Source organism: Corallococcus sp. AB045 (assembly GCF_003668895.1).
GTDB classification, from domain to species: domain Bacteria; phylum Myxococcota; class Myxococcia; order Myxococcales; family Myxococcaceae; genus Corallococcus; species Corallococcus coralloides.
This window is the reverse complement of the sequence record NZ_RAWN01000003.1, coordinates 77842-101650: the sequence shown is the minus strand read 5'-3', so window position 1 is coordinate 101650 and position 23809 is coordinate 77842. Positions and strand designations below refer to the sequence as shown.

Annotated in this window: 14 protein-coding genes; 4 read left to right on the top strand and 10 right to left on the bottom strand. The window is 70.5% G+C overall.

The features are described from left to right. Positions 1-8 precede the first annotated feature (8 nt). The 8 genes from D7Y21_RS01360 to D7Y21_RS01325 all read right to left on the bottom strand — a co-directional run bounded on the left by D7Y21_RS01360 (position 9) and on the right by D7Y21_RS01325 (position 10467). On the bottom strand, positions 9-1169 hold the full coding sequence (locus D7Y21_RS01360) for an ABC transporter permease (RefSeq protein WP_121710739.1): 1161 nt from the start codon (positions 1167-1169) through the stop codon (positions 9-11). 3 nt (positions 1170-1172) lie between these two features. Then, positions 1173-2339, bottom strand: coding sequence for an FtsX-like permease family protein (locus D7Y21_RS01355; RefSeq protein WP_120567184.1), 1167 nt, complete (start codon positions 2337-2339; stop codon positions 1173-1175). Next, positions 2336-3034, bottom strand: a complete 699-nt coding sequence (locus D7Y21_RS01350) for an ABC transporter ATP-binding protein (RefSeq protein WP_121710737.1) — start codon at positions 3032-3034, stop codon at positions 2336-2338. The genes D7Y21_RS01355 and D7Y21_RS01350 overlap by 4 nt, the downstream gene beginning before the upstream one ends. Further along, positions 3031-4269, bottom strand: coding sequence for an efflux RND transporter periplasmic adaptor subunit (locus D7Y21_RS01345; protein ID WP_121710735.1), 1239 nt, complete (start codon positions 4267-4269; stop codon positions 3031-3033). The genes D7Y21_RS01350 and D7Y21_RS01345 overlap by 4 nt, the downstream gene beginning before the upstream one ends. A 98-nt stretch (positions 4270-4367) precedes the next feature. Next, positions 4368-7031: a formate dehydrogenase subunit alpha gene (fdhF, locus tag D7Y21_RS01340; protein WP_121710733.1), complete on the bottom strand. Its 2664-nt coding sequence runs from the start codon at positions 7029-7031 to the stop codon at positions 4368-4370. Beyond that, positions 7019-8488, bottom strand: coding sequence for an NADH-quinone oxidoreductase subunit F (locus D7Y21_RS01335; RefSeq protein WP_121710731.1), 1470 nt, complete (start codon positions 8486-8488; stop codon positions 7019-7021). The genes fdhF and D7Y21_RS01335 overlap by 13 nt, the downstream gene beginning before the upstream one ends. Positions 8489-8893: 405 nt before the next feature. Continuing rightward, complete coding sequence (locus tag D7Y21_RS01330; RefSeq protein ID WP_120567248.1) at positions 8894-9364, bottom strand: NUDIX hydrolase; 471 nt, start codon at positions 9362-9364, stop codon at positions 8894-8896. Beyond that, complete coding sequence (locus D7Y21_RS01325; protein WP_233611902.1) at positions 9361-10467, bottom strand: DUF2380 domain-containing protein; 1107 nt, start codon at positions 10465-10467, stop codon at positions 9361-9363. Before D7Y21_RS01325 ends, D7Y21_RS01330 begins: the two co-directional genes overlap by 4 nt. A 661-nt stretch (positions 10468-11128) precedes the next feature. Between D7Y21_RS01325 and D7Y21_RS01320 the strand changes: the two genes are divergently transcribed. The 3 genes from D7Y21_RS01320 (at position 11129) to D7Y21_RS01310 (ending at position 19119) form a co-directional block, all read left to right on the top strand. Then, complete coding sequence (locus D7Y21_RS01320; RefSeq protein ID WP_121710729.1) at positions 11129-13630, top strand: ATP-binding protein; 2502 nt, start codon at positions 11129-11131, stop codon at positions 13628-13630. Positions 13631-13699: 69 nt separating this feature from the next. Continuing rightward, a complete protein-coding gene (locus D7Y21_RS01315) occupies positions 13700-16342 on the top strand; it encodes an ATP-binding protein (RefSeq protein WP_121710727.1) in 2643 nt (880 codons plus the stop codon). Further along, positions 16339-19119: a hypothetical protein gene (locus tag D7Y21_RS01310; RefSeq protein ID WP_158627209.1), complete on the top strand. Its 2781-nt coding sequence runs from the start codon at positions 16339-16341 to the stop codon at positions 19117-19119. The genes D7Y21_RS01315 and D7Y21_RS01310 overlap by 4 nt, the downstream gene beginning before the upstream one ends. Positions 19120-19122: 3 nt before the next feature. Here the strand turns inward: D7Y21_RS01310 and D7Y21_RS01305 are convergent, their stop codons facing one another. Beyond that, positions 19123-20271: a hypothetical protein gene (locus tag D7Y21_RS01305; protein ID WP_147469158.1), complete on the bottom strand. Its 1149-nt coding sequence runs from the start codon at positions 20269-20271 to the stop codon at positions 19123-19125. A gap of 154 nt (positions 20272-20425) precedes the next feature. Between D7Y21_RS01305 and D7Y21_RS01300 the strand changes: the two genes are divergently transcribed. Continuing rightward, positions 20426-22459, top strand: a complete 2034-nt coding sequence (locus tag D7Y21_RS01300; RefSeq protein WP_121710722.1) for a membrane dipeptidase — start codon at positions 20426-20428, stop codon at positions 22457-22459. 64 nt (positions 22460-22523) lie between these two features. On the opposite strand, the gene D7Y21_RS01295 is transcribed toward D7Y21_RS01300, so the two are convergent. Further along, a complete protein-coding gene (locus tag D7Y21_RS01295; protein ID WP_120567194.1) occupies positions 22524-23795 on the bottom strand; it encodes a hypothetical protein in 1272 nt (423 codons plus the stop codon). Positions 23796-23809 lie beyond the last annotated feature (14 nt).

Genomic DNA, 23809 nt, shown 5'->3' with positions numbered 1-23809 from the left:
CAGGTCCTTCAGAAGGCGCGCAGTGCGTCCAGGATGGACAGTCGCGCGGCGCGCAGCGCGGGAAGCAGCCCGCCCAGGAGCCCCATCCCCGTGCCGAACAGCAGCGCGCCCAGCAGGATGGCGGGGGTGGGGGAGAAGCCGAAGCTCACCGCCGCGAACGTCTGGAAGTTGAGCGTGCGGATGTGGATCCACCGCGTGGCCAGCGCCCCCAGCGCGCCCAGCACGCCTCCGGCCGCGCCCAGCATGGCGGACTCCACCACCACGCTGGCCAGCACACTGCGCCGCCGGAAACCCACCGCGCGCAGCATCCCCAGTTCCGCGACGCGCGTCGCCACCTGGGCGTACATGGTGATCATCGCCCCCAGCACCGCGCCCACGCTGAAGACGAAGGACACGAAGAGGCCCAGCACGCGGATGAAGGTGGCCAGCCCGCTGGCCTGGTCCGCCCAGTACGTCGGCTCCGGCCGGGCCTCCAGCGTGAAGCGCGGGTTGGCCTCCACGCGCTTCACGAAGGCATCCACCTCCGCGGGCGAGCGCAGCCGCACCACCGCGGAGCTGTAGTCCTCGCGCCCGAAGGCCGTGCCCAGGCGCATGGCGTCCGCCCACACCTCGGACTCGAAGGCCCCGCCCCGGGCGGCGAAGACGCCCACCACCGGCCAGCGCTGCCGGGCGAACCTCAGCTCCCCTCCCAGCGTGGCCTCCGGCGAGGTTCCGACGAGCGAGCGGCCCAGCACCACCTCGTTGGTGCCCGGCCGGGGTCTGCGCCCGGAGACGAGCTGGACCTCCGGCCGCGCCGCGAAGCTCTCCGCGCTGATGCCTCGCGCCGACGTGTTCATCGCCTGCGTGCGGCCGCTGGGCAGCGTCAGCAGCACCACCCGCTCCCCGGCCACCAGCGGCTGGCCGTCCGGTCCGGAAGCCACCTGGGGATCCGTGGTGAGGATGCGCACCGCGTCCCGCTCCACGCCGCTGACCAACTCGCTGGTGGCCCCCTTGCGCAGCACGACGACGTTGGACGCGTCCCCGCCAGAGGCCAGCGCGGACTCGATGCCGTTGGCCAGCATCAGCACCGCGGAGAAGACAAAGACGACGAGCCCCAGCCCCACCACCGTGAGGCCGGTGGACAGCCGGCGCGCCCACAGGCTGCGGGTGTTGTAGAAGAGCGGCACCATCGCTCAGGCCACCCTCCGCAGGCCTTCCGCCACCGGCAGCCGCACCGCGCGCAGGGCCGGCAAGACGCCCGCCAGCAGGGACACCGCCACCGCCGCGAGCGCGGAGACCCAGAGCGTATGCCAGCGCGTGAGGTGGTCCGGCATCGGGCCGAACCGCGAGGCGATGAGCTTCGCGAAGACGTTCACCAGCACCGGCGCGGCCGTCACGCCCAGCGCCGCTGAGCACAGGCCGATGACGGAGGACTCGGCCAGCACCAGCGCCACCACGGTGCGCGGGCGGAAGCCCAGGGCGCGCAGGGTGGCGATGTCCCGGGTGCGCTCGCGCACGCCCATGGCCAGCGTGTTGCCGATGACGAGCAGGATGATGAGCAGGATGACGGTGGACACCACCCGCACCGCGGTGACGATGGCCGAGGACATGGCCACGAAGCCCAGCTGGAAGGCCTTCTCGCTCTCCGTCTTCGTCGGGTAGGGGCTGTTGTCGAACAGGTGGTCGATGGCCGCCGCCACCTCGGCCGAGCGCGCCGGGTCGTCCACTCGCACCGCGTAGATGCCGACCTTGTCCTTCATGGTCTCGGTCAGCCGGTCGCTCTCGTTGAGGCAGCGGTAGCCGAACACCAGCGCGGTGGTGTCCACCCCGGGGCGCGCGCCGCGGTAGATGCCGTGCACGTTGAACGTCCAGTCGCCGGGGTAGAGCTGCCCCTTGAGCGTCACCCGGTCCCCCGCCTTCCACCCGAAGCGCCGGGCCAGCTGCTCCCCCACGAGCGCGCCACACGGGTCCCCGCGGAAGGCGGCGAGCTGCGAGGGCGGGACGACGAACTCGGGGAAGACGTCCAGGAAGGTGTGGGAGTCGATGGCGAAGTTGGCGAAGAAGTCCTTCTGCGTGTCGCCCAGCGTGCCGCCGAACCACTCCTGGTGCGTGACGGAGGTGACGCCCGGCAGCGCGGCGATGCGCGCGTAATAGGACAGCGGCAGCGGCTGGGTGAAGGACACCTTGTTGCGGACGATGAGCCGGTCCACCTGCGCGGCCCGCGCGTTGTAATAGAACATGTCGACGACGGTGCTCAGGAAGATGAAGGCCGTCACGCCCACCGCGCCCGCGAGCACGGTGAGCGTCATCCGCAGCGGGTTTCGCATCAGGTCGCGGCCCGCCAGTCCCACGTAGTTCACTGGAGCACCCCCTTGTCCAGGTGGTGCACGCGGCCCGCGCGCTCGGCGGCATGCGGGTCGTGCGTCACCATGACGAGCGTCTTGTGCAGGTCCCGGTGGAGCACGCCGAAGAGATCCAACACGGCCTCCGCCGACTTGCGGTCCAGGTCCCCCGTGGGCTCGTCCGCGATGATGAGGTCCGGGTCGGAGACGATGGCGCGGGCAATGGCCACACGCTGCTGCTCGCCGCCGGACATCTGAGGCGGGCGGTGGCCCATGCGGTGGCCCAGCCCCACCAGCTCCAGCGCGGCGGCCACGTGCCGGCGCCGCTCCCCGCGCGTCAGCGGCGTGAGCAGCAGGGGCAGCTCCACGTTCTCCGCCGCCGTGAGGACCGGGATGAGGTTGTAGAGCTGGAACACGAAGCCCACGTGGGCGGCGCGCCAGTCGCTCAGCTCCCGGTCGTTCATCCGCGCCAGGTCGCGGCCGGCCACCTCGACGAGGCCGCTGGTGGGCCGGTCCAACCCGGAGACGAGGTTGAGCAGCGTGGACTTGCCGGAGCCGGACGGGCCCATGAAGGCCTCGAAGGCGCCGGTGCCGATGGTCAGGTCCACCGCGGCCAGCACGGGCACCTCCACCGTGCCGCGCCGGTACGTCTTGGACACGCCCCTCAGGCGCACCATGGGGTCCGGAGCCGCGGGCCGCGCGTCCTGGATCATCCGCCTTTCGCCTCCACCTTCACGCGCCGGCCGTCGTGAAGGCGCTTCGGGTCCGGGGCCACCACCACCTGCGTGCCCGCGCCCGGCCCCTGCGTCAGGGACACCTCGTCCCCCACGCGCTCGCCCACGCGCACCGGCTGGCGCGTGAGCCGTCCGTCCTTCACCACCCATACGGCGGCGCCCTTCGCGTCGCGCACCACCGCGCTCGCGGGCACTCGCTGAGGCTGTCCATGCTCGGCCAGCTCCCCGGGAGGCAGTGGCTGGCGGAGGAAGGACACCTTGGCGCCCATGTCCGGCAGCGCGCCCTGGGGGACGGACTGGAAGCGCACCAGCACCGTGGCGGTGGCCTTGGAGCGGTCGATGGCGGGGCGCACCGTGGCCGCCTGGCCGGGGAAGGCGCGCCCCGGCAGGGCGTCCAGGAAGATGAGGGTGGGCTGGCCAATGCGGATGCGCGAGAGCTGCTCCTCACTGACCTCGGCCTCGACCTCCAGGGCGTGGAGGTCCACCAGCTCCACGATGCCGCCCAGGTTGGTGCCGGTGAGGGCAGCCGGAGCGAGCACCGCGCCCTCGTTCGCGAGCTTCTTCGACACGGTGCCGTCGAACGGCGCGCGCACCACGGTGTGCGAGAGCTGGAGGCGGGCCGCCTCGCTCGCACGGCGGGCGACGGCGAGCTGCGCCCGGGCCAGGTTGAGGGACTCCTGCGTGGCGAGGCCCGCGGTCTCCACGTCGAGGAGCTGGGCCCGGGGGATGACGCCCTGCCTGGCGAGGTTGCGCGTGCGCTGCGTGGTGCGCTGCGCGTTGAGGGCCTGGGCCTCGGAGGCGGCGAGCTGGGCCTCGGAGGCCCGCACCGCGGCCTCTGCCCGGTCCAGCACCACGCGGGCATCCCGGTCATCCAGCCGGGCAAGCACCTGGCCCCGCCGCACGGCCTCGCCTTCCTCCACGGCGACCTCCACGAGCTGGCCCGCGACGAGCGGCGCGATGACCGAGCGGCGCCGCGAGTCGACGTAGCCGGAGGCGGACAGCTCCGTCTGCTGCTCGCCGGGGAGCGGCTCGCGCACCTCGGCCACGCGCACGATGGGCGCGCGGCGTGCCACCGCGGCCGCCACCAGAACGAGCACCGCCACCAGGAGCCCCACGGGGATGAGCCAGCGCAGCCTGCGCCGGCGCTTCATGGGGGCGGCGGAGCGGTCGATGCGCAGGGCGCTCAACGCGGTCTGGGATTGTGCGTCGGCCATGGCACCTCCCGGCCAGGACCCCGGGCCCTCGAGGATGAGGGTAGGGAGGCGGAGGGCGGGGTGCCACGAGCAGGGCGCCGCTCGCCGCCGCGCCCCGGCTACTCCACGTGCTCCACCCGGACGGCCGTGACCTTGTAGTCGGGCGTATGGGTATACGGGTCCTGATGCGGGCCGATGACGGCGTTGATGAGGGTCTCCGCGGTGTGGAAGGTGGTGAAGAGCTCGCCGGGCCGCAGCCCTTCCGCGCGGTGCATGGGCAGCACCGCCTCGCCATGCCGGCTGCGAACGCGCACGCGCGCGCCCTCCTGGAGCCCCAGCTGCTCCGCGTCCGCCGGGGCCATGTCCAGCCAGTCGCCGGGTTGGAGCCGTGCGTTCGGCGTGCGGGACGTCATGGTCCCCGCGTTGAACGCATACAGCCGCCGGCCCGTCATCAACACGAAGGGGAAGTCCTCCGAGCGCGCCTCCGGCGACGGGGTGTAGCCAATGCGGCGCAGCGCCGCCCGCGGGCCCAGGGCAAAGCCGTGGGTGTGCAGCACCCGGGTGCCCGGGTGCGCCTCGTCGGGGCAGGGCCACTGGAGGCCGCCGTGCTCCAGGCGCGCGTACGACAGGCCGGCACCCACGGGCCACACGCGCCGCACCTCGTCCCAGATTCCTTCCGGAGAGGTGAAGGCGAAGCCTTCGGGGTGTCCCAGCGCACGAGCCGCGCGGCAGAGGATCTCCCAGTCCGGCAGGGACTCCCCCGCTGGGGGCAGCGACGCGCGCACCCGCTGCACGCGCCGCTCGCCGTTCATGAACGTGCCGTCCTTCTCGAACGAGGTGCACGCGGGCAGGAAGACGTGGCCGAAGGCCCGCGCGGTCTCGTTGAGGAATATGTCCTGCACCACCAGCAGCTCCAGCCGCTCCAGCGCCTCGCGCGTGGTGTTCGCCCCCGGGTTGGTGAGCAGCACGTCGTAGCCGAAGGCCCACAGCGCCTTGAGCCGCCCGCCGCGCGCCGCCTCCATCATCCGCATCAGGTCCAGCCCCGGCGTGGAGGGCAGGGGTGAGCCCCAGGCGGCCTCGAAGCGGGCGCGGTGCTCCTCCAGGGGGACGTAGCCGGTGAGCTGCCCCGGCTCGCAGCCCATGTGCGCCGCGCCCTGCACGTTGTTCTGCCCGCGCAGGGGGTTGACGCCCATGCCCGGCCCGCCCAGGTTGCCCGTCAGGAGCGCCAGATTCACCAGCGCCATGACGGTCTCGGTGCCCTGCACGTGCTCCGTCATGCCCAGCCCGTGCACCATCATGGACGGGCCGTGCGTGGCGTAGAGGCGCGCGGCCTTCCGGAGGTCCTCCGCGTCCACCTCGCACAGCCGCGCGGCGCGCTCGGGTGTCCAGTCGCGAATGAAGGACTGGAAGTCCTCCACGGCGTCCACGCGCTCGCGCAGGAAGTCCGGGGCGCACAGGTCCTCGGTCACGATGACCTGGGCCAGCGCGTTGAGCAGCGGCACGTCCGTGCCGGGCCGGGGCCGCAGGTGCACGTCCGCGTAGCGCGCCAGCTCCGTGCGCCGCGAGTCGATGACGATGAGCTTCGCGCCCCGGAGCACCGCCTGTTTGATGCGGGCGCCGACGACGGGGTGGCACTCGGTGGCGTTGCTGCCCGCCACCAGCAGGGTGCGCGCGTGCTCCACGTCCTCGAAGGAGTTGGTGGAGGCGCCCGTGCCCAGCATCCGCTTCAGCCCGGCGGCGCTGGGCGCGTGGCACACGCGGGCGCAGCAGTCCACGTTGTTCGTCCCCAGCACCACGCGGGCCAGCTTCTGCGCCAGGTAGTTCTCTTCGTTGGTGGCCCGCGCGGAGCCCAGCATGCCCACCGAGTCCGGGCCGTGCGCGTCCCGCAGGCGGCGCAGGCGCTCCGCGATGAAGCCCAGCGCCTCGTCCCAGGAGGCCCGCCGCCAGCCGCCCGCCTCGCGCAGCAGCGGCGCGGTGACGCGGTCCGGCGCCGTCACGAAGTCGAAGGCGTAGCGCCCCTTGGAGCACAGGTGGCCCCGGTTGGACGGGCCCTCGCGTGAGGGCCGCACGGTGACGATGCGGCCCTCACGCGTGCCCACGTCCATCTCGCAGCCCACGCCGCAGTAGGAGCAGGTGGTCCGCGTCCACGCTTCCGGCCAGCCCCGGTCCAGCAGCGTGCGGTCCTCCAGCGCGCCGGTGGGGCAGCTGTCCACGCATGCCCCGCAGGAGACGCACGAGCTCTGCTTCAGGTCCGGCCCGTCCGGGAGGATGCGCGTCGCGGCGCCCCGGTCCCACACCCGCCAGACGAACTGTCCTTGCACGTCGTCGCAGATGCGCACGCAGCGGTAGCACTGGATGCACTGGGACATGTCCACGTGGATGTACGGGTGCGAGTCGTCCAGCGACTCCGGCCGGTGCGTGCCGCGCGCCTCGTCCGCAAGACCGTACTCGCGCAGCGCGCGGTGGAAGGGCTTGTCCGGATGGCGCGTCACCGCTTCGGCCGGGTACTGGGAGGCCAGCAGTCGCAGCAGCACCCTGCGCCGCGCCTCCACCTGGGGACTGCGCGTGCGCACCACCATGCCCTCCGCCAGTGGAGTGGTGCAGGCGGCCACCGGACGCTCGCAACCCTCCACCTCCACGATGCACGTGCGGCACGCGCCCACCGGCGTCAGGCGTGTGTCGTCGCACAGCGCGGGGATGGAGATGCCCAGGGACTCCAGCGCCTCCAGCACGGTGCCGGGCGCGCACTCGCGAGGCTGCCCGTCGATGATCACGCGAAGCATGCCTCCACCTCCTCCCGGTAGTGGCGCAGCACGCTCCGGGCGAACTCCCCCAGCCCGGTGCCGTGTCCACACAGGCTGGTGAGGCGCAGCGCCTCGGCGACCTCCTCCCAGTCCGCCGCGCCGGCACGGGGGACTGTGCCGGCGTCCAGCACGCGCGCGAAGAGCCGCTCGACATGCCGTGCCCCCAGGCGGCAGGGCGTGCACCTTCCGCACGACTCGTACGCGCCGAAGGAGAAGACGTGGTGCACCAGCGCGGCGATGGGCGTGCGCGCGTCGAAGGCCACCACGCCGCCGTGCCCCACGGAAGCACCCACGGCCTGGAGCTCCTCGAAGCCGAGCGGGGTGTCCAGCAGGTGCGGAGGGAGGATGCCCGCCAGCGGCCCTCCAATGAGGACGCCCTTCAGCGGACCGGTGCGCAGCCCGCCTCCCAGCTCCTCCACCACGGTGCGCACCGGAGTGCCCAGCTCCACTTCGTAGAGCCCCGGGCGGTGGAAGAGCGAGTTGAGCGACAGCACCTTCGTGCCTCGGCTGCCCGGGATTCCCAGCGCCGCGTATGCCTCGCCGCCATGGCGTGAGATCCACGGGAGGTTGGCGAGCGTCTCCACGTTCTGCACCAGCGTGGGCTGGCCGAACAGGCCCGCCTGGGCGGGGTAGGGGGGCCGCGCGCGCACGAAGGGCCGGCGTCCCTCCAGGGCGTTGAGCAGCGCGGTCTCCTCACCACACAGGTAGCTGCCGCGGCCCACCTCGATGGAGACCTCGCAGGAGAACGCGCTGCCCAGGATGTGTGGACCCAGCACGCCCTCACGGTGGGCCTCGTGCAGGGCCACGTGCAGCACGCACGCCGCGAGCGGATACTCCTTGCGCACGTAGATGACGCCCCGGCGTGCGCCCACCGCGTACGCCGCCAGCAACAGGCCCTCCAGCACGGCGTGGGGGTCGTCTTCCATCAGGAAGCGGTCGATATAAGCCCCGGCGTCACCCTCGTCCGCGTTGGCCACGACGACCTTCTCCGCGCTGGGAGCGGCGGCCACCGCGCGCAGCTTGCGTCCGGTGGGGAAGCCCGCGCCTCCCCGGCCGCGCAGCCCGGACCGTTCCACCTGCGCGATGAGGGCCTCGGGGGGCGAGGACAGCGCCTGCTCCAGGGCCGCGTAGGCGCCCTGGCGGGTGGCCTCTGTCAGGGCGCGGGCTCCGCCGCTGGCGACGCGCCCCAGCGTGATGGCCTGGGGAGCCCTGACGTGCACTTCAGGGCGAGCATCCTCACCCGTGACGGAGGGCGCCCGGTAGCACTGGCCCAGGCAGTAGACGCGGGTGTCACCCGAAGTGGCCTGACGCCAGCGCGCGGCATCCAGGTGGCGCGCGACGAAGCAGGCGGTGCCCTGACAGGCATGCGTCCCCAGGGGGCCAGGCCCGAGGTGATAGAAGGATTCGATTTCGGGTGTGTGCTGCCCTGGCTTCATGCGCCGCCTCCTCCCGCAACGTGCGCACGCCACGTGCTTCGGACTTCGCGCCCGCGCTGCTTCCTCGGCGTGACATCCCTCCTCACTCCAGGGTGATTCGCACGGCGGTGTCCCCCGTCCATCCTCCGGGGCCATGGCAACGACACCGGACAGCGCCCCGGACGCGGGCCCGCACTACCAGCCCACCCCCCTTCCGGAGGCCCGGGCCTTCGAGTGGGCGCAGTTGCTGACCTCCACCCGTCAGGGCCTGGGGGAGCTCTTCTCCTGGCTGGAGGCCGCTTGCGAGAACAGCGCGCGGGCCGCGGGTCGCGACAACGAGCACCTCTCCACCAGCCTCCTCATCTCCGGTGACCGTGGCTCCGGGAAGACGACCTCGCTGGTTGGCTGGCGGGGCCGCCGCGGAGATCAGGCTTCCTCGTCCGGCAAGAGCGTGCGGAGAAGCTCGTCGTCGGGACCGAGCGGGCGCCAGCCAGCGGGCGGCGGATGGGCGAAAAGTTCCGCGTTGGCCTGCCTGACACGTGCCTGATGCGTGACAGGCGTGAAGCCAAACCAGGACCCGAGCACCAAGGCGACGTCCATCCGGGTTTCGTCGTCCAGCACGGGAGGCCAGCCTTGGGGAAGCCCCTCGGACAGCTCTCGGACGAACTGACTGCGCACCAACCGCGTGACCTGATGGGCCCGTTCTGCCTCCTCGACCAGCCCTCTGAACACCTGCACCCCTGCGATGTCTCCCTGGCCCAGCACCTCGGCCAACTCAACCAATGAAGCAGTGGGGCGAGACTCCGCGAACGCGGTCAATGAGCTGTAACCCAATTCGCGGACCCGCTCATACAGCCGCGCTGGCCAATTGCCACGCCAGGAAGGCCCGTCGGTCATCGCCCGCTCCAAGAGGTGAAATTCGCGGGGATGCTATAGCGCTTCATCTCTTTGGCGACGAGCTTCAGTATCGCGTCTCTCGTCAACGTCCGGCCGGCCGTAGTCTCGGCTTCGCGCAGAGAGCGCATGAGCATCTGATTCCATTCATCGGGCCACGTGCGCCCCAGCTTCCAGTTCCCCCCACCGTGAATCGCCTCGTGGTGGGCCTGCTCCAACTGGACGCAGAACTGGTCGATGTCCATGTCGCCCTTGAAGCCGCGCTGTTCAAACCACTCGCGGTGCTCTTGCGGCAGCACGTGGTGCTTCGGGCCGTCCGACATGCCCGCCCCCGCTCTGCCGGTTTCGTGCATGCCGCGCACCTCGGGGCTGTCCCCCAGCGCTTCGCGCACGCCCTTGGGCAGGTCCTGATGCGCCTGGGCCATCATGACCTGTCCGCCTTGAATCAGGACGGCCGCACTGACGGCGGGAATGGAGATGACGCCCGCCTGCACGAGCCTCCGCATCATCTCCACCCCCTCGGCGGAGACGACCATCCGCGAGCCCACCACGACTCCGCCCGAACTCATCACGAACCCCACGCCAAGCGCCGAGGGTGGCACGCGTGGCAGGGAAAGCTTCAGGGTGGAGATCATCGTGACCATTTCAACCGCCTGCATCGCCGCGATGACCTGCCCGCCAAGCTTCATGGTCGCGCGGGTTTCCCGCTGGAGCGTGTCGAACTCACGCGTCAGCTTTCCCATCAACTCGGGCATCGCGGTCGTCGCCGCCTCCACCCGGTCGGGGTCCAGTGAGGCGAGGTCCGTGAGCGCGGGCTCCATCAGTCCCTGAATGCGATGCAGGTCCGTGAAGAGCTTCTCGGCGCTGCACATGGGGCAGTTTCGGAGCACGGCGTCCGCGAGGTACAGGAAGTCCACCCAGGTGGCCAAGAGGAGGGTCCCGAACTGAGCCGCCTGGAGCTTCGGTCCCGTCATGCGCAGCAGGCCCAACTCCATGTCCGCGTCGCCAACTTGCGAGGCTGCCTTTGTCACCGCGGTGGCGCTCCCCAGCGCGCCATGAAGCCACGTCACCTGCCGTGATCCCTGGTCGAGGTAGCGCGTGAACACGCCGGTGAGGCTCCAGCCCCAGGGGTCTGGATGACGGGCCGCCAGCTTGGAGAACGCGGCTTGGACGCTGCGCAGGGAGCTCTTCACCTCGTCCGTAGCGTCGAGGACTGCCTGCCGCGTCAGTGCAACGCTCCGGGCCCCGCCCCCAACAGCGCCCTCGCTGGTGCCATTTCCCACGGCTGTCACGTCATCGCGTGGCTGCTGGCGACGCAGGAGCCGATGCTGGGGCCCGGAGACGCTGCGCGGGTGGGAGGTCCAGCCGCGCGGGGGCTCATCGCCTGGCGCCTCCCCCCACCGGGGTGAGGACGCTTCTCGCGGGGCGTAGCTCAAGCTTTGGCCATCCCCATGCGCTTGCTGCACGGAGGCGCATCCCGTGAGCAGCAGCACCATGGCTAGCAAGACGGCGTCAGCGCGCATCATCCACCCATGGCTGCCCATTGCTCGCACCTCCTGACGCACCCCGGTGCGGCGTGCAGAAACCAGCCATGACGGCCAAGCATGACAATGCAGTATGTCGTGTATTTCATGAATCGACGATGAGGCAACCCAGACCCTTCCTCTTCTAGGGGATGGCCTGTCTCCCGCCTCGCGGGATGTGATGCAGTTCCTCGAAGGCATGCCCGCCGCGCATGCCCATCTCTCAACCCGTGGGGGGAGCGTCATGAAGGTCCTGATTGGAGACACCGTCGTCCTCAAGCAGCAGGCGGGCAATCCCATTGGGATCGTGACCCGGCGCAACGGCAACACGCTCACGGTCCGGTTGCCCTGGCAGGACAACGCGCTGGAACGCGTGTCACGGTCCGACGTGGAGCCGCTGGCCGTGGGGATGGTGGATGCTCGCAAGCGGCAGGCGAAGTTCAGCAACTCGCTGAGTCTGGCGGGCCAGTCGTCGCTCGCGGAGCTGGTCAAGGCGTTTGGCTACGCCACGGACGTCAAGATGCAGCGTTCGTCGCTGGGCAACGTCGTGCGCCAACTGGAGAGGGCGGGCCTGGAAGTCAAACCGACGACCGGCAGCTGGGATCGCTACGCGCCGTTCGTCCTGGGGCTGAAGAACGCCCTGCTGGATCCATCCACGATCGACGACGAGGTGGATGAGGAGGAAGCGCCAGATCCGGGCCTGCCTTTTTCCTTCGCGCTGCCCCAGCCCTTCTGGCCCAGCGCCCTGGGCCTGTCCCAGGAACGGGAGGTCGCCTTCCTGCGCGCTCTGACTGCTCCAGAGCCCATCCTCGCGCTGCTCTACCTGCCCGACAGCCGCAACGCCGCGGACTGGTTGCAGGCCACCTGGGAGGGCGTGATGGGCTGGGCGTATCGCTCGGCTCAGCGCTTCATCCGCACGCCGAGCGGTGGCGAGCCTCCCGCACCAGAGGTCGTCCGCGGTCCCCCCACGCTGCTGCACGGCCATCTCAGGCCGACCGTCCTGGCCTCGGAGGGGCCCCGGCTGCAGGACGGTCCGCGCACGCTCAACCTCGTCGCGCTCCGGCGCGATGCGGACGCTCCCGTGGAGCATCAGCGGCTGCTCTCCACCTGGCCGGGGCCCGTCTTCGAGTTCGATGCCACGGCGATCTCCAGCGAGGGAACGCCCGTGTCGCGGCTCCTGCTGATGGTCGGCGGCAAACCCGAGAAGGCCACGGATGACGGCGTGGCGGAGCTGTCGCCGTTGAAGCTGGTGCTGTGGAGCCGCGAGGCCTGTGCTCACGGCGCCGCGCAGGCGATGAACTCCTGGGGCGAAACGCTCAAGCGCGCTCCGTTCTCCCGGTTCAAGGGCAGCAACGAAAGCGCCACGGCGCTGTCACTGAAGGCGCGCCTGGCGCAGTGGGTGGGGCTGCGCGATCCCGATGCGGAGCTCGAATTCGAACACCGCCGCGAGGAGGTCCCGGACGACGACGGCACCACGCAGGAGGTAACCCGGACCGACCTTCATGTGGAGGGCCTGGGGAGCTTCGAGGTCGAGACCCTGATGGGGAGCGGGCCGATGGAGACCTTCTATCACCGGAAGATCTTCTCGCGGCGCAAGGCGGGAGAGTCCTTCTCGCTCGTCGTGCCTGGCGAGTCCCTGCTCTGGGCGGGCCCCTTCCTGGCGGACATCGCCCACCACCTGGGGGAGGAAGGCGCGGTCCTGATCCCCGCGGCGGGGACGGCCTTCGCGCGGCTCGAAGCGCGGCCGCTGACGGAGAACGCCTCGGAGGTGAAGGATCCACAAGAGGCCCGGCGTGAGTCCACCATCGAGCCGGTGGAACGGGACGTGGACCGGCTGCCAGGGCTTGCGGACGTGGCGGGCTACACCGCCGTCAAGCAGCGCATCCAGCGCGACATCATCTGGCCGGAGCGCCGGGGCGCGCTGCTGCGCAATGTCTCGCGGGCCTCGGGCATCCTCTTCTTCGGGCCTCCGGGATGCGGCAAGTCGCTCTTGGCCCGCGCCATCGCGGGAGAGCTCGAACAGGAGGTGCGCCTGCTCTCTCCGTCGGACCTGCGGGGGCCCTACGTTGGCTGGGGAGCCCTGATGATCCGCGAACAGTTCGACTGGGTCGTGGAACAGGAGAAGCGGATGCTCGTGCTCGACGAACTGGACGCGGTGGCGCGTTCGCGGCGCAACGGGCAGATGCACAGCGACGAGAAGGCGGATGTGAACGAGCTCCTCGTCCAGCTGGATCGCGCGGGCCGGCTGCGCCGGATCATCGTGGGCACGACCAACTTCCTGGGCGCGCTCGACGAAGCGGTCATCCGCAGCGGCCGCTTCGGGCGCTACGTCCCCGTTCCGCCTCCGGACCTCGCGGAGGCGGTCGAGATCGTCTCCTACTACCTGAAGCGGCTGGGACGCGGCGGACAGAAGGTCTTCGTCCCCAGCGATGCCGAGCTGAACGACCTCCTGGCTCCGCTGTTCCTGGCGAACCGGAGGAACCAGCGCTTCTTCTCGGGCTCGGACCTGGAGGCCGCGGTCACGGAGACCTACCTGCGGTGCGCGCAACGCGACACTCCGTTGGACACCCTGGATGCGGATGCGGCTCCCGTGCACCTGACCCGGGACGAGCTGGGCTCCGCGCTGGAGGGCGGTCCCCGGTCTGTTTCGGCACACTCCATCCGCCGCTTCCTCCGGGAGACCCAGCGCCATTGCGGCGCCGGTCTCGCGGAGGTCCTGGCGCAACGCTTCGACCCGACGGAGTAGGGCGCGCGACATCCCGCCTGACTCCAGGGTGATTCGCACGGCGGTGTCCCCCGTCCATCCTCCGAGGCCATGGCAACGACACCGGACAGCGCCTCGGACGCGGGCCCGCAGTACCTGCCCACCCCCCTTCCGGAGGCCCGGGCCTTCGAGTGGGCGCAGTTGCTGACCTCCACCCGTCAGGGCCTGGGGGAGCTCTTCTCCTGGCTGGAGGCCGCTTGCGAGAACAGCGCTCGGGCCGCGGGTCGCGACAACGAGCACCTGTCCACAAGCCTCCTCATCTCCGGTGACCGTGGCTCCGGAAAGACGACCCTCCTGCTCAGCGCCGTGCAGGCCCTGATGGACAGGAAGAGCTTCGTCGGCGAGCGGGGTGACGACCCCAGGGTGGCCGCGCTGTCGCGGATGCTCGAACGGCTGGAGCGGCGCATCCTCTGGCTGGAGCCGCTCGACCTGGAGCCCGTTTCATCCAAGGCCAACCTGCTGGCCACGCTGCTGGTCCGCGTGCGCGCCGCGCTGGACGAGCAGCGGCACGTGAAGGGCGCGCGCGGTGAGTCCGCGCGATGGTCCTCCTCCATCCTGGAGGAGGGCGCGGAGGAGACGTGGGGGAAGCTGGATCACCTCATCCGCGACGCGTCGTTCATGTGGGAGGACATCCCGTCCACCACCGATGCCCGCGTGCGCGCGGAGCAGCAGATCCGCGCGTCGGAGATCTACGCCGACTTCCAGCCGCGCTTCGCGGAAGCCATGGAGGACGTGGCGCGCACCCTGGCCATGCCGCGCTTCGGCCCATCCGGTGGTGACCAGGTGCTGCTCGTGCTGCCCATCGACAACGTCGACCGAAGCATCGAGCACCTCTACAACATCGTGAAGCTCACCCGCATGGTGGCCAGCCGCCACCTCTGGTTCGTGCTGGCCGCGGGCCATCAGGAGTTCCAGCGCTTCATGGAGCGCTCCTTCCAGAAGGAGTTCATCGTCTCCGGACAGGCCGGCATTGGCGCGAACGATCAGGAGGAGACGCTCGCCATCGCCCGGCGGCAGGCCGCCACCACGCTGCGCCGGGCGCTGCCGCCCAGCTACCGCATCTCGCTGAATCCGGTGGACCCCTACGAGGCCTGGCGCTTCACCGTGGACGGAAGGGAGGAGGAGTCACTGGGCCTGCTGCTGCGGAAAATCGCGCTGCCTTGGAGTCAGCGGAGCGAGGCGCGGCTGCTGGATTCCTTCGACGACCTCTTCGACCTGAAGGGCCGGCTCCAAGCCAACGTGGCGCAATGCTACCGGGACGCCCTTGTCGCCGATGACGACCAGCAGGCCCGCGAAGCCAGCGTGCCCGAGGACGAGCCGATCCTCACCTACACCGCCAGGACCGCCCTCAGGCTACCGGCGCGGACCCTGCAGGATCTCTGGCATGCGGTCCATCGTGAAGTCCTTGGAGTCAGTCCGTCCACCCCTGGCTCCAGCCCTCGGGAGACTGGGGAGTCCGCGGTCCGGATCGCCACGGAGATGCTCCGCAACGCCATCGACGAGAGCGACCTGCCGGCCTGGGCGAGCGAGCAGCTGCTCCACCGCATCCTCCGGCATGACGACCAGGGACGCGTCCGCCTGGACCTGACCGGCAAGCCCGTCCGCCGCTTCAAGCGCACCAGCCTCCATGGCGTCCTGCGGGGGAACCCCCGCTCCCCGGGGGGGAACGGAGCGGGTGTGCACTCCCGGATGCTGAGCACGGAGGTCCACCTGCGCCGCTTCCATGAGGTGGTGCTGGTGCTGAAGGACCTGGCGGGAGCGGGCCGCGAAGCGCCGCTGCCCGCGAACGTCGCGGGCTGGTTCATGATCTTGCATGACGTGCTGATGCTGTTCGAGCGGCCCCGCGTGCTGAGCGCGAACGTGACGCCCTTCGAAATGAGCCCGGAGATGGTCGTGACCGTGCACGAGCTCTGGGCGGAGCGCGCACGCGGGAGGCCGTTCGTCCTGGTGGATTTCTGGTGGACGCCCCCTTCGTGGAACACCTTCATCGAGTTCGCCGTCCTCACCGCTCAGTGGCGCGCGTTCCTCGTGCGGCTCTCCCATGAGTTCTTCACCGACACCCACGACGCCACCCTGCGCGCCCGTCTCATCCAGGCGGCGTGGGTGGAGAACATCTGCTCCGTGGCCGGCAGGGAGTTGGGCCGGTGGGACTGGGGAGATGAAGACGACGGCGTCTCGTCCGTGCTGACGCCGGGAGTGGGGCTGGCCGCGCTCCAGCGCTATGAAACGCGGGTGCGCCACCGGGTGGAGCAACTCGTCTCCCAGGGCCAGCAGAGCAGCGCCGTGTATGACCGGGAGTGGACGGCGCAGGTCTGGCTGCGCAACACGCTCCCCCTCCTGGTGCTGCCGGAGTTCGCGCTTGCCTCCGATGCGCGGGACCTGCTGCACCCGTCGCCTGGAGTCACGGATGGGCATCCCAGCTGGGATGCCCTGGTGAAGGCCTGGCGCACCCAGGCGCCCCGGCTGACGGCCTTCCGGTGGCAGCGGGTGCACGAAGCCGTGCACCACTCCAGCACGGCCGAGTCGATCCGGCGCGCGCTCGGCGGGCCCGCGTCGGCCGCGTATCAAAACTGGAGCAATACCGTGGTGAACGCATGGTTCACCGTGGTGGACCACGAGGGGGATCCGCTGGCGGAGGTGGTACCGGGCATGACGCAGGGCCTGGACGTCTCCCACCTCGAAGAGCACCCGTGAACCGCGACGGCTCGCGCCCACCTCCCGGCAGTCTGGCCCCACGCCGCGTCCCGGAGGCGTACGTGCGCGCGGAGGTCGCCAGCTTTCCGCTGACGAGCCTCCAGGCCTTCCGCTCGGCGGTGACGGAGCTGGTGCCGTCACTGGACTCGGAAGACGGCGAACCCACCTGGGCGCTCTGGCGCGAGTGCGAGAAGGGCCTGTCGGAGCACGCCAGCGGCTGGTCGCTGGATCGGATCATCGCCGTGCGCGACGCGTTCTGGTTCCCCTCGCGAGGACACGTCAGCCACCGGCAGGCCCCACGCCAGGGTGTGTCCATGTTCCACTACCTGCGGAACCTGGCGGACACGCACCTGGAGCGGCGGCCCGGCGTCACGGTCATCTTCCAGGGCACGGGCGCGGAGGCGGTGGAGGCGCTGACGCACTACCGCTGGCTCACCTTCGCGATGCCGGAGGACCTGCTGCTGGGGGCCGTGCCGGTGGAGCCGCCTCCCACGCGCGTGGACATCGAACCGCCCCTGCTGGTGCGGCACCTGCTGGATCGCGGCGTGGCGGAGGTCCACCACCACGTCGGCGCGGGCATGGACTTCCCGCTGCTGTGGGCTTCGCTGCTGTCCGCCGTGGGCGCTCCGAGCCTGGACCCGAGCTCGCTGACGGGGCCGGGGCTGCCCTTCGAGGACGGGGAGCGGATGCTGCGCTGGCTGCTGGCGGCCGCGGTGACCCGCTGTGTCCTGGCGGAGGTCCTGCTGCGCCGTGAGACGCCTCCGCTCCTGGACTTCGTGCGCGGTCTCTCGGAGTCCCGGGCCTGGCTGCCCCAGCGGCGGCGCGTGCTCGCGCGGACGTTGGAGGCGCTCTCGCGGGGCCGGCGGGAAGTCCTTCCCGCCCTGGATGAGCTGCGTGGCCTCTATGAGGATCTGCATCCGCTGGCGGCCTACAACGTGAACGACCCCCCCGCCACGCTCGACGAGGTGTGGCGGCGGTGTGATCCGCTCGCGCTCCGGCTGCGGCTGAGCACGCCCAATGGAGGCGAGCGCTGGCTGGTGCGCTCGGGCCTGAAGCACCTGGCGGCCCTGGAGCACGCGGGCATCCAGGACGTGCACTTCGAGCGCCTCTTCTGGCAGGTCCAGCGCGTGCGGTGCGTCAGCTACCGCGCCTACGTGCAGCGGCCCCTGACCGCGGGGCTCCAGTGGTTCATCCGCTTCTATGGCCGTCCACGCGCCATGAAGGGGCCCTTGAGCGCCGTGCGCGCGGAGGTGTCCTACGCGGTGGCGGGCGGGGACCAACCCATCGCCGCGCTGGAGGTGCGCACGAGCCCCTCGGACGACCCCATCCGCATCGCGGAGGAGCTGACGTCCCTCACCCAATCATGGCGGGGCGTGCTGAGCCGGACGGGAGAGCGCGTCGCGGATGGGCGGTCGCCGGAGTTCGGCGTGGTGATGCACCTCATCAAGGACCGGGACCCGAGCCACCACTGGGCGCAGGGGCAGCCGCCCGCCCACGGCATGGGCACATACGCGGAGCCGGTGCCCGAGCGGCGGGTGCAGTTGGGCGGGCGCTATTCGGACTACTTCGCCGCGCAATCCGTGCAGGTGGAGGCCCTGGTGGACCTGCTGCGGGCGGTGCCGCTGTCGCTCTGGCTGGTGCGGGGATTGGACGTGGCGTCGGACGAGCTGAGCGTGCCCACGTGGGTGCTGGCGCCGCTGTACCGCTACATCCGGTGGGGGGCCGCGCGCGCCGCGGCGAAGCGGGAGTCGCGGCGCGCTCCGCCGCTCCGGCTGACGTCGCACGTGGGCGAGGACTACCGGCACCTCATGGAGGGCCTGCGCCGAATCTTCGAAAGCGTGCACTACCTCCTGGACCGCACGGGAGGACGGCTGGGCCACGCCACCGCGCTGGGTGTGGAGCCCGGGGCGTGGGCTGAGTCCGTGGGCGCGGTGATGATGCCGGCCGAGGACCGGCTGTGGGACCTGGTCTTCGAGTGGCGGCTGTACAGCGACTACCGGCTGCCCCCCGCGCTGTCCGCGGAGGCCCCACCCGGACGGCCGCTGCGGGTGGATAACCTCCTGCGCGAGCTGTCCGAGGCCGTCTTCGGCAGGTGCGTCGCGCCGCACGTGCTGGCCGAAGCGCACCACGTGCTGCACAACCTCTGGTGTCCGCCGCTGGCGCGCGACGAGGGAGGCGTGGGACTGGATGCCTTCAGCCGGGCCTTCCGCCGGCTCAACTGGAGCCGGGTGCTCAACGGCGCGCACGTCCGGCGCGTCCTCGTGGCCTACCGGGAGGACGAGCGCGTGTTCCAGCGAGGCCAGCAGCTGGTGGACATCCCGCTGGATGCCTCGGAGGTCGCCACGCTCCGGTCGGTGCAGGCCGCGATGCGCCGGCTCGTGGGGGCGCGAGGGACCGTGGTGGAGGTGAATCCGTCCAGCAACCTGCTCATCGGCAACCTGCTGGACCTGCGCAACCACCCCATCCTCCGGCTCAATCCTCCGTCCGCCGAGGAGGGCGCGCCGCCGCCCGTCCCCATCGCCCTGGGCGCGGACGACCCGGTCACGTTCTCCACCTTCCTGCTGCGCGAGTATTCCCTGCTGCACGAGGCGGCGCGCAGCGCGGGCTATTCCGAGCGGGAGGTGCACGAGTGGCTGTCCAACATCCGCCAGACGAGCATGGACGCGCGCTTCACCGTGCCGTGGAGGCCCGGCGCCCTGCACATGGCGGACGAGCTGCTGGACGCATTGGCCCACTTCACCCGGAGGGCCGTGAGTCGCCATGAGGCCCCGGCTTGAGCATCACCGCGCCGCCGGCGCCAGCGGGGGAGGCGGCGGAGCGCCCGCGGGGCTGGACGGAGGCAGCACCTTCTCCGACTGACCGAGGAGCCGGCGCAGCACCTTGTCCATGACGGAGCTCAGGAGCTTGTCCGCGGACCAGCCCGCGACGACCGCCAGCGCCATCATCGTGAAGAACGCCGCCTGACCGTCGCTCACGACGATGTGGAGGATGCCGGAACCATCGACGGCTCCCGCTGGCCCGTCTCGCGTCTCCACGGACAGCAGCATGCTGGATTGCTCCAGGAAGAGGAGCACCAGCGCCGCGAACGCGCCGATGACGGGCTTCACCAGCAGGTGGTAGGCGAAGAAGCGGCTTGTCGCCCCCGTGGCGACGACGAAGCGCTCCTTCGCCATCATGTTGGAGGCGATGGCCCCGGAGGCCCCAGCGAAGCCCACCAGTAGCAGCCCCCAGGGCACCAGACTCCGCGGCCAGTCCGTGACGAGCGTCCGCGACAGGATCACGAACGAGGCGCCGAAGACCGCCAGCAGCAGCAGCGTGCTCAAGACCTGGATCAAGACATTGATGGAGAGCTGCCAGAACGTCTTGTCCACCTGCTGATTGACCATGTCGAGCGCCCCGCGAAGCACGCTGCGGCAGTAGCGGGACTGCTCCGCGTCCAGGAGCGGGGGCGTGCTGGCGCCGCTCGCAGGGCCGTCCACCCGGGTGAGCCTGCGGACGCACTGGGGCAAGGGACCGATCTCCTTGTCCGTGCCGAGCCAGAGGAGGGCCCGCGAGTCCGTGACCCGGCGCGCGAACTGCTGCTGGATCTCCAGCGCCCGCGGCACCAGCATGTGCTGCGGCATCACGAGCAGCAGCAGCCCGTCCACGTCATGGATGAGCTCCCAGAAGGAGAAGGACCAGCGCCCCGTGGGCTTGTCCAGGCACCACCGGGCAGTGTCCAGCCTCTCCTGGCATTGCTTCAGGATGGCCTGGTCCTCGTCGGTGAGGTCCGTGCGGATCCGGCACAGCGCGAGGAGCGAGTCGTCGCTCTCCACCCTGTTCCAGAGCAACTGGGTGGCCGAGCCGAACCCCCGCCGCCGCCGCAGGAATCCCACGCGCTTCAGCAGTTCCGGCAACGGATGGTCTGGAAGCGTATCGGTGGCCGCCATGAAGGACACATGGCCACGGCGCCAGCAGGTGACAACCCGCCGTGCCGCGCAGCGCGTCAATGTCATGCGTCACCGAGCTTAGGCCGTGAGATTTGATTAGCTGGAACAGGTACTGATACGCCCGGTGCCCCTCCACCCCGGAAAGGTGCATCGCATGTCGCGTCGCTCCCGAATTGTCTCAAGATTTCTGTCTTCACCGCTGCTCGCGGCCACGTCGCTCGCGCTGGCCTGCGGGCCGGTCACCGACGAGCCGCCCGCTCCCGTGGAAGCGCCCGCGGAGGTGGCCCAGCCGCTCGCGGTGAGCGGCTTCGCGGAGATGCACCACCACATGTTCGCCGAGGAGGCGTTCGGCGGTGGGTGGTTCCACGGAAGCCACACCGGCACGCTGGCGAGCTGTGACGGCGGCATGCCGGAGAGCGACCACGCGCGCGTCCGCATGGACCTGCGGGACATGCTCAATCTCTGCCCCAACTCCGGCAGCGTGAACCTGGGCGGCATCCCCATCCTGTCCGACGTCTTCGGCGTGGGCGGCGCGGTGGCGTCGGAGGTCATCGGCCAGGTGGAGGGCACCGAGGGCGACACCGGCCTGCACCTGGGCCGCATGGAGACGCCCACCCAGTGGCCGCGCTGGGACACCATCGCGCACCAGCAGGCGTGGGAGGGCTGGCTGAACAAGGCCCGCCAGGGCGGCATGTCCCTGGTCATGGTGTCGCTCGTCAGCAACGAGTTCCTCTGCAAGGCGCTGCCGTACCAGAACCTCAAGCGCCCCTGTGACGAGATGATGGACGTGGACGTCCAGCTCCAGATGGCCCGCGACTTCGACGCGCGCACGGACTGGGCGGAGATTGCGCTGTCGCCCGCGCATGCCCGGCAGATCATCTCGCAGGGCAAGCTCGCGATGGTGCTCTCCATCGAGTCCAGCAAGCTCTTCGGCACCAAGGACTGGCGCGCGGAGTTGAACCGCGTCTATTCGCTGGGTGTGCGCTCGCTGCAGCCCGTGCACCAGCTGGACAACCGCTTTGGTGGCGCGGCCCCGCACAACGCCATCTTCCAGGTGGCCCAGTTCCTGGAGAACTGTCACATCGACACGGACTGCGGCCTCACCGGCAACGGTTTCACGTTGGGCTTCGACGTGGACGCCAACTGCAAGAACACCAAGGGCCTGACCGCGGACGGCAAGGCGCTGGTCCAGGAGATGATGAACAAGGGGATGCTCATCGACATGGCCCACATGTCCGAGAAGAGCGTGCAGGACGCCTATGCTCTGTCCCAGGGCCGGACGTACTACCCGCTGTACATCTCCCACGGCCACTTCCGCGAGGTGATGAACCCGGACCTGGCCGCCAACGAGAAGACGACGCCGTCGTGGGTGGTCCGCTACGTGCGCCAGACGGGCGGCATGTTCGGCCTGCGCACCGCGCACGATGAGACGCGCAACTACAACCGCACGCCGGTGGCCAACAACTGCCAGGGCTCCACGCGCTCGCTCGCGCAGGCGTACGAGTTCGGCCGCCAGGGCCTCAAGGTCAACATGGGCTTCGGCGCGGACCTGAACGGCTTCATCCAGCAGACGCGCCCGCGCTTCGGTGACTTCGGCGCGTGCTCCGCGGGCTTCCGCGCGGAGGCGGACGCACAGGAAGAGCAGCAGCGCGTCTCCGGCCCGCCGCCGCTGGGCACCGACTTCGACGTGTACGGCCTGGCCCACGTGGGCCTGCTGCCGGACGTGGTGAAGGACCTGAAGCAGCTGGGCGTCAACACCACGGGCCTGGAGGGCTCCTCGGAGAACTTCATCCGGATGTGGGAGCGCGCCAACGGCACCCGCACCGGCATGGCGGACGCGGCCAACGACATCGACACCGGCGGTGTCGACCCCTACGTCGCCAAGGCCACCCGTGAGGCGTCGTATCCGAAGCTCTGCGGCAAGGCCTACGCCCCCAGCACCAAGCTGGTGTCGGAGACGTGCCGCTTCGACCAGGAGTGCAAGTCCAACCAGTGCAGTGCGTGGGACGACTGCGGCGACATCCCGGGCGTCTGCACCTGCTCCGCGGATTCGCACTGCGCCTCGAACCAGTTCTGCGGCTGGGGCACCAACGACGGCAAGTGCGTGAACAAGCGCGCCAAGGGCTCCCTGTGCTCCTCCGGCCGCGAGTGCCAGTCCGGCAAGTGCTCGTGGCTGATGTGCACCTGAGTTCCCCGCAGTGAAACGGCCCCCGGGCGCTTCGGATCCCGGGGGCCGGATGCGGCAGGAACGACTAGCGCAGCTGAAGGAAGGAGAACGACAGGCCCTGGTGCGTCGCCACCAGGTTGCCGGTCAGGTCCGTCAGCTCGCGGTAGTTCGTGGTGCCGCTGTTGTTGGTGAACTCGCTGAACACCGTGCGGCCGTTCAGCTCGTACAGGAAGGAGCTGCCCGTGCTGGCCGGCAGCGTGTCCACCAGCGTCGCGTGGGTGCCGGCGGCCGGGTCGATCTTCCACCACTTCCAGGCCACGGCGCTCGCCAGGGTGCGCGCGACCGTGTCCGGCGCGACCGGGTAGGCGGTCTCATCCAGCACGCGCAGGTAGCCCGTGCCGTTGGGGCCCGCGAGCAGCGAACCCGTGGCGCCGCCGTTCGTCAGCGTGCCCAGCTCCTTGAAGAAGTCCTTGTCATAGGTGTTCGTCACCGGGTCGAACTTCAGGAGGCAGGGGGTGGGCACGCTGGGGTTTGTGCCGGACACGCGCTTCTCCGCGGCGCCATACGCCTCCGTCGCCAGGTAGACCTTGCCGTCCGTGCCCACGATGCCGTCGCGCACGTAGCCGCAGCGATCATCCTTCACCAACACCGCGCTGTCGTTCGCCGTGTCCACCACGATGATGCCCGCCTGCCTGGTGACGGCGGCGCCCGCGCGCCAGCCCACCGGCATCAGCACCTTGGTGCCCACGCGGATCGGATTGGAGGCGAAGGTCGTCGAGCTCCCGGCGATGGTCAGCTCCGGCAGCGAGATGCTGTTCGTCAGCGTCATGTCCTTCGGGTTCCAGATGATGACCTGCGAGTTGCGGCCGTCGAAGTAGTAGGCCTTCGTCTCGGAGGCGAACTGGAACTGGTTCTGGTACTCGCCGATGGAGGTGACGCCCTTGCCCGCGAAGGTGACCTCACCGGCCTTCTCCAGCGTGTTGCTGGCCGTCAGGTTGTAGCGGGTGACGGTGGCGCCGGCGCTGCTGGAGACGAAGATGGAGCCCGTCTTCGAGATGCCGGAGCCCAGCGCGCGGCCGTTGATCTGCGTGGCGTTGGCGGTGGACAGCGGCGTGTTCGGATCCAGCGTCTCCGTCAGGACGACGTAGCTCGTGGCGTTGCCCTCGACGCTGACCTGCGCGACGAAAGCGTACATCGGCGGCGGCGTGCCCGCGTCGGTGTCCGTGCCCGCGTCGGTCGTCGTACCCGAGTCCGGGGTGTTGTCGTCTTCGTCGTCGTTGCAGGCCGCCGCCGTGAAGGCGAGGGAGAGCGCCAGCAGCAGACGCGCGGAGGTGCGGAAGAAGGGTGAAGGCTTCAAAGGACTTCCCTTTC

Excerpts from the sequence above, each read along its gene's own strand:
- D7Y21_RS01360 (WP_121710739.1), bottom strand. The coding sequence starts at position 1,169 with ATGGTGCCGCTCTTCTACAACACCCGCAGCCTGTGGGCGCGCCGGCTG.
- D7Y21_RS01350 (WP_121710737.1), bottom strand. The coding sequence starts at position 3,034 with ATGATCCAGGACGCGCGGCCCGCGGCTCCGGACCCCATGGTGCGCCTG.
- D7Y21_RS01345 (WP_121710735.1), bottom strand. The coding sequence starts at position 4,269 with ATGGCCGACGCACAATCCCAGACCGCGTTGAGCGCCCTGCGCATCGAC.
- fdhF (WP_121710733.1), bottom strand. The coding sequence starts at position 7,031 with ATGCTTCGCGTGATCATCGACGGGCAGCCTCGCGAGTGCGCGCCCGGC.
- D7Y21_RS01335 (WP_121710731.1), bottom strand. The coding sequence starts at position 8,488 with ATGAAGCCAGGGCAGCACACACCCGAAATCGAATCCTTCTATCACCTC.
- D7Y21_RS01330 (WP_120567248.1), bottom strand. The coding sequence starts at position 9,364 with ATGACCGACGGGCCTTCCTGGCGTGGCAATTGGCCAGCGCGGCTGTAT.
- D7Y21_RS01320 (WP_121710729.1), top strand. The coding sequence starts at position 11,129 with ATGAAGGTCCTGATTGGAGACACCGTCGTCCTCAAGCAGCAGGCGGGC.
- D7Y21_RS01315 (WP_121710727.1), top strand. The coding sequence starts at position 13,700 with ATGGCAACGACACCGGACAGCGCCTCGGACGCGGGCCCGCAGTACCTG.
- D7Y21_RS01305 (WP_147469158.1), bottom strand. The coding sequence starts at position 20,271 with ATGGCGGCCACCGATACGCTTCCAGACCATCCGTTGCCGGAACTGCTG.
- D7Y21_RS01300 (WP_121710722.1), top strand. The coding sequence starts at position 20,426 with ATGTCGCGTCGCTCCCGAATTGTCTCAAGATTTCTGTCTTCACCGCTG.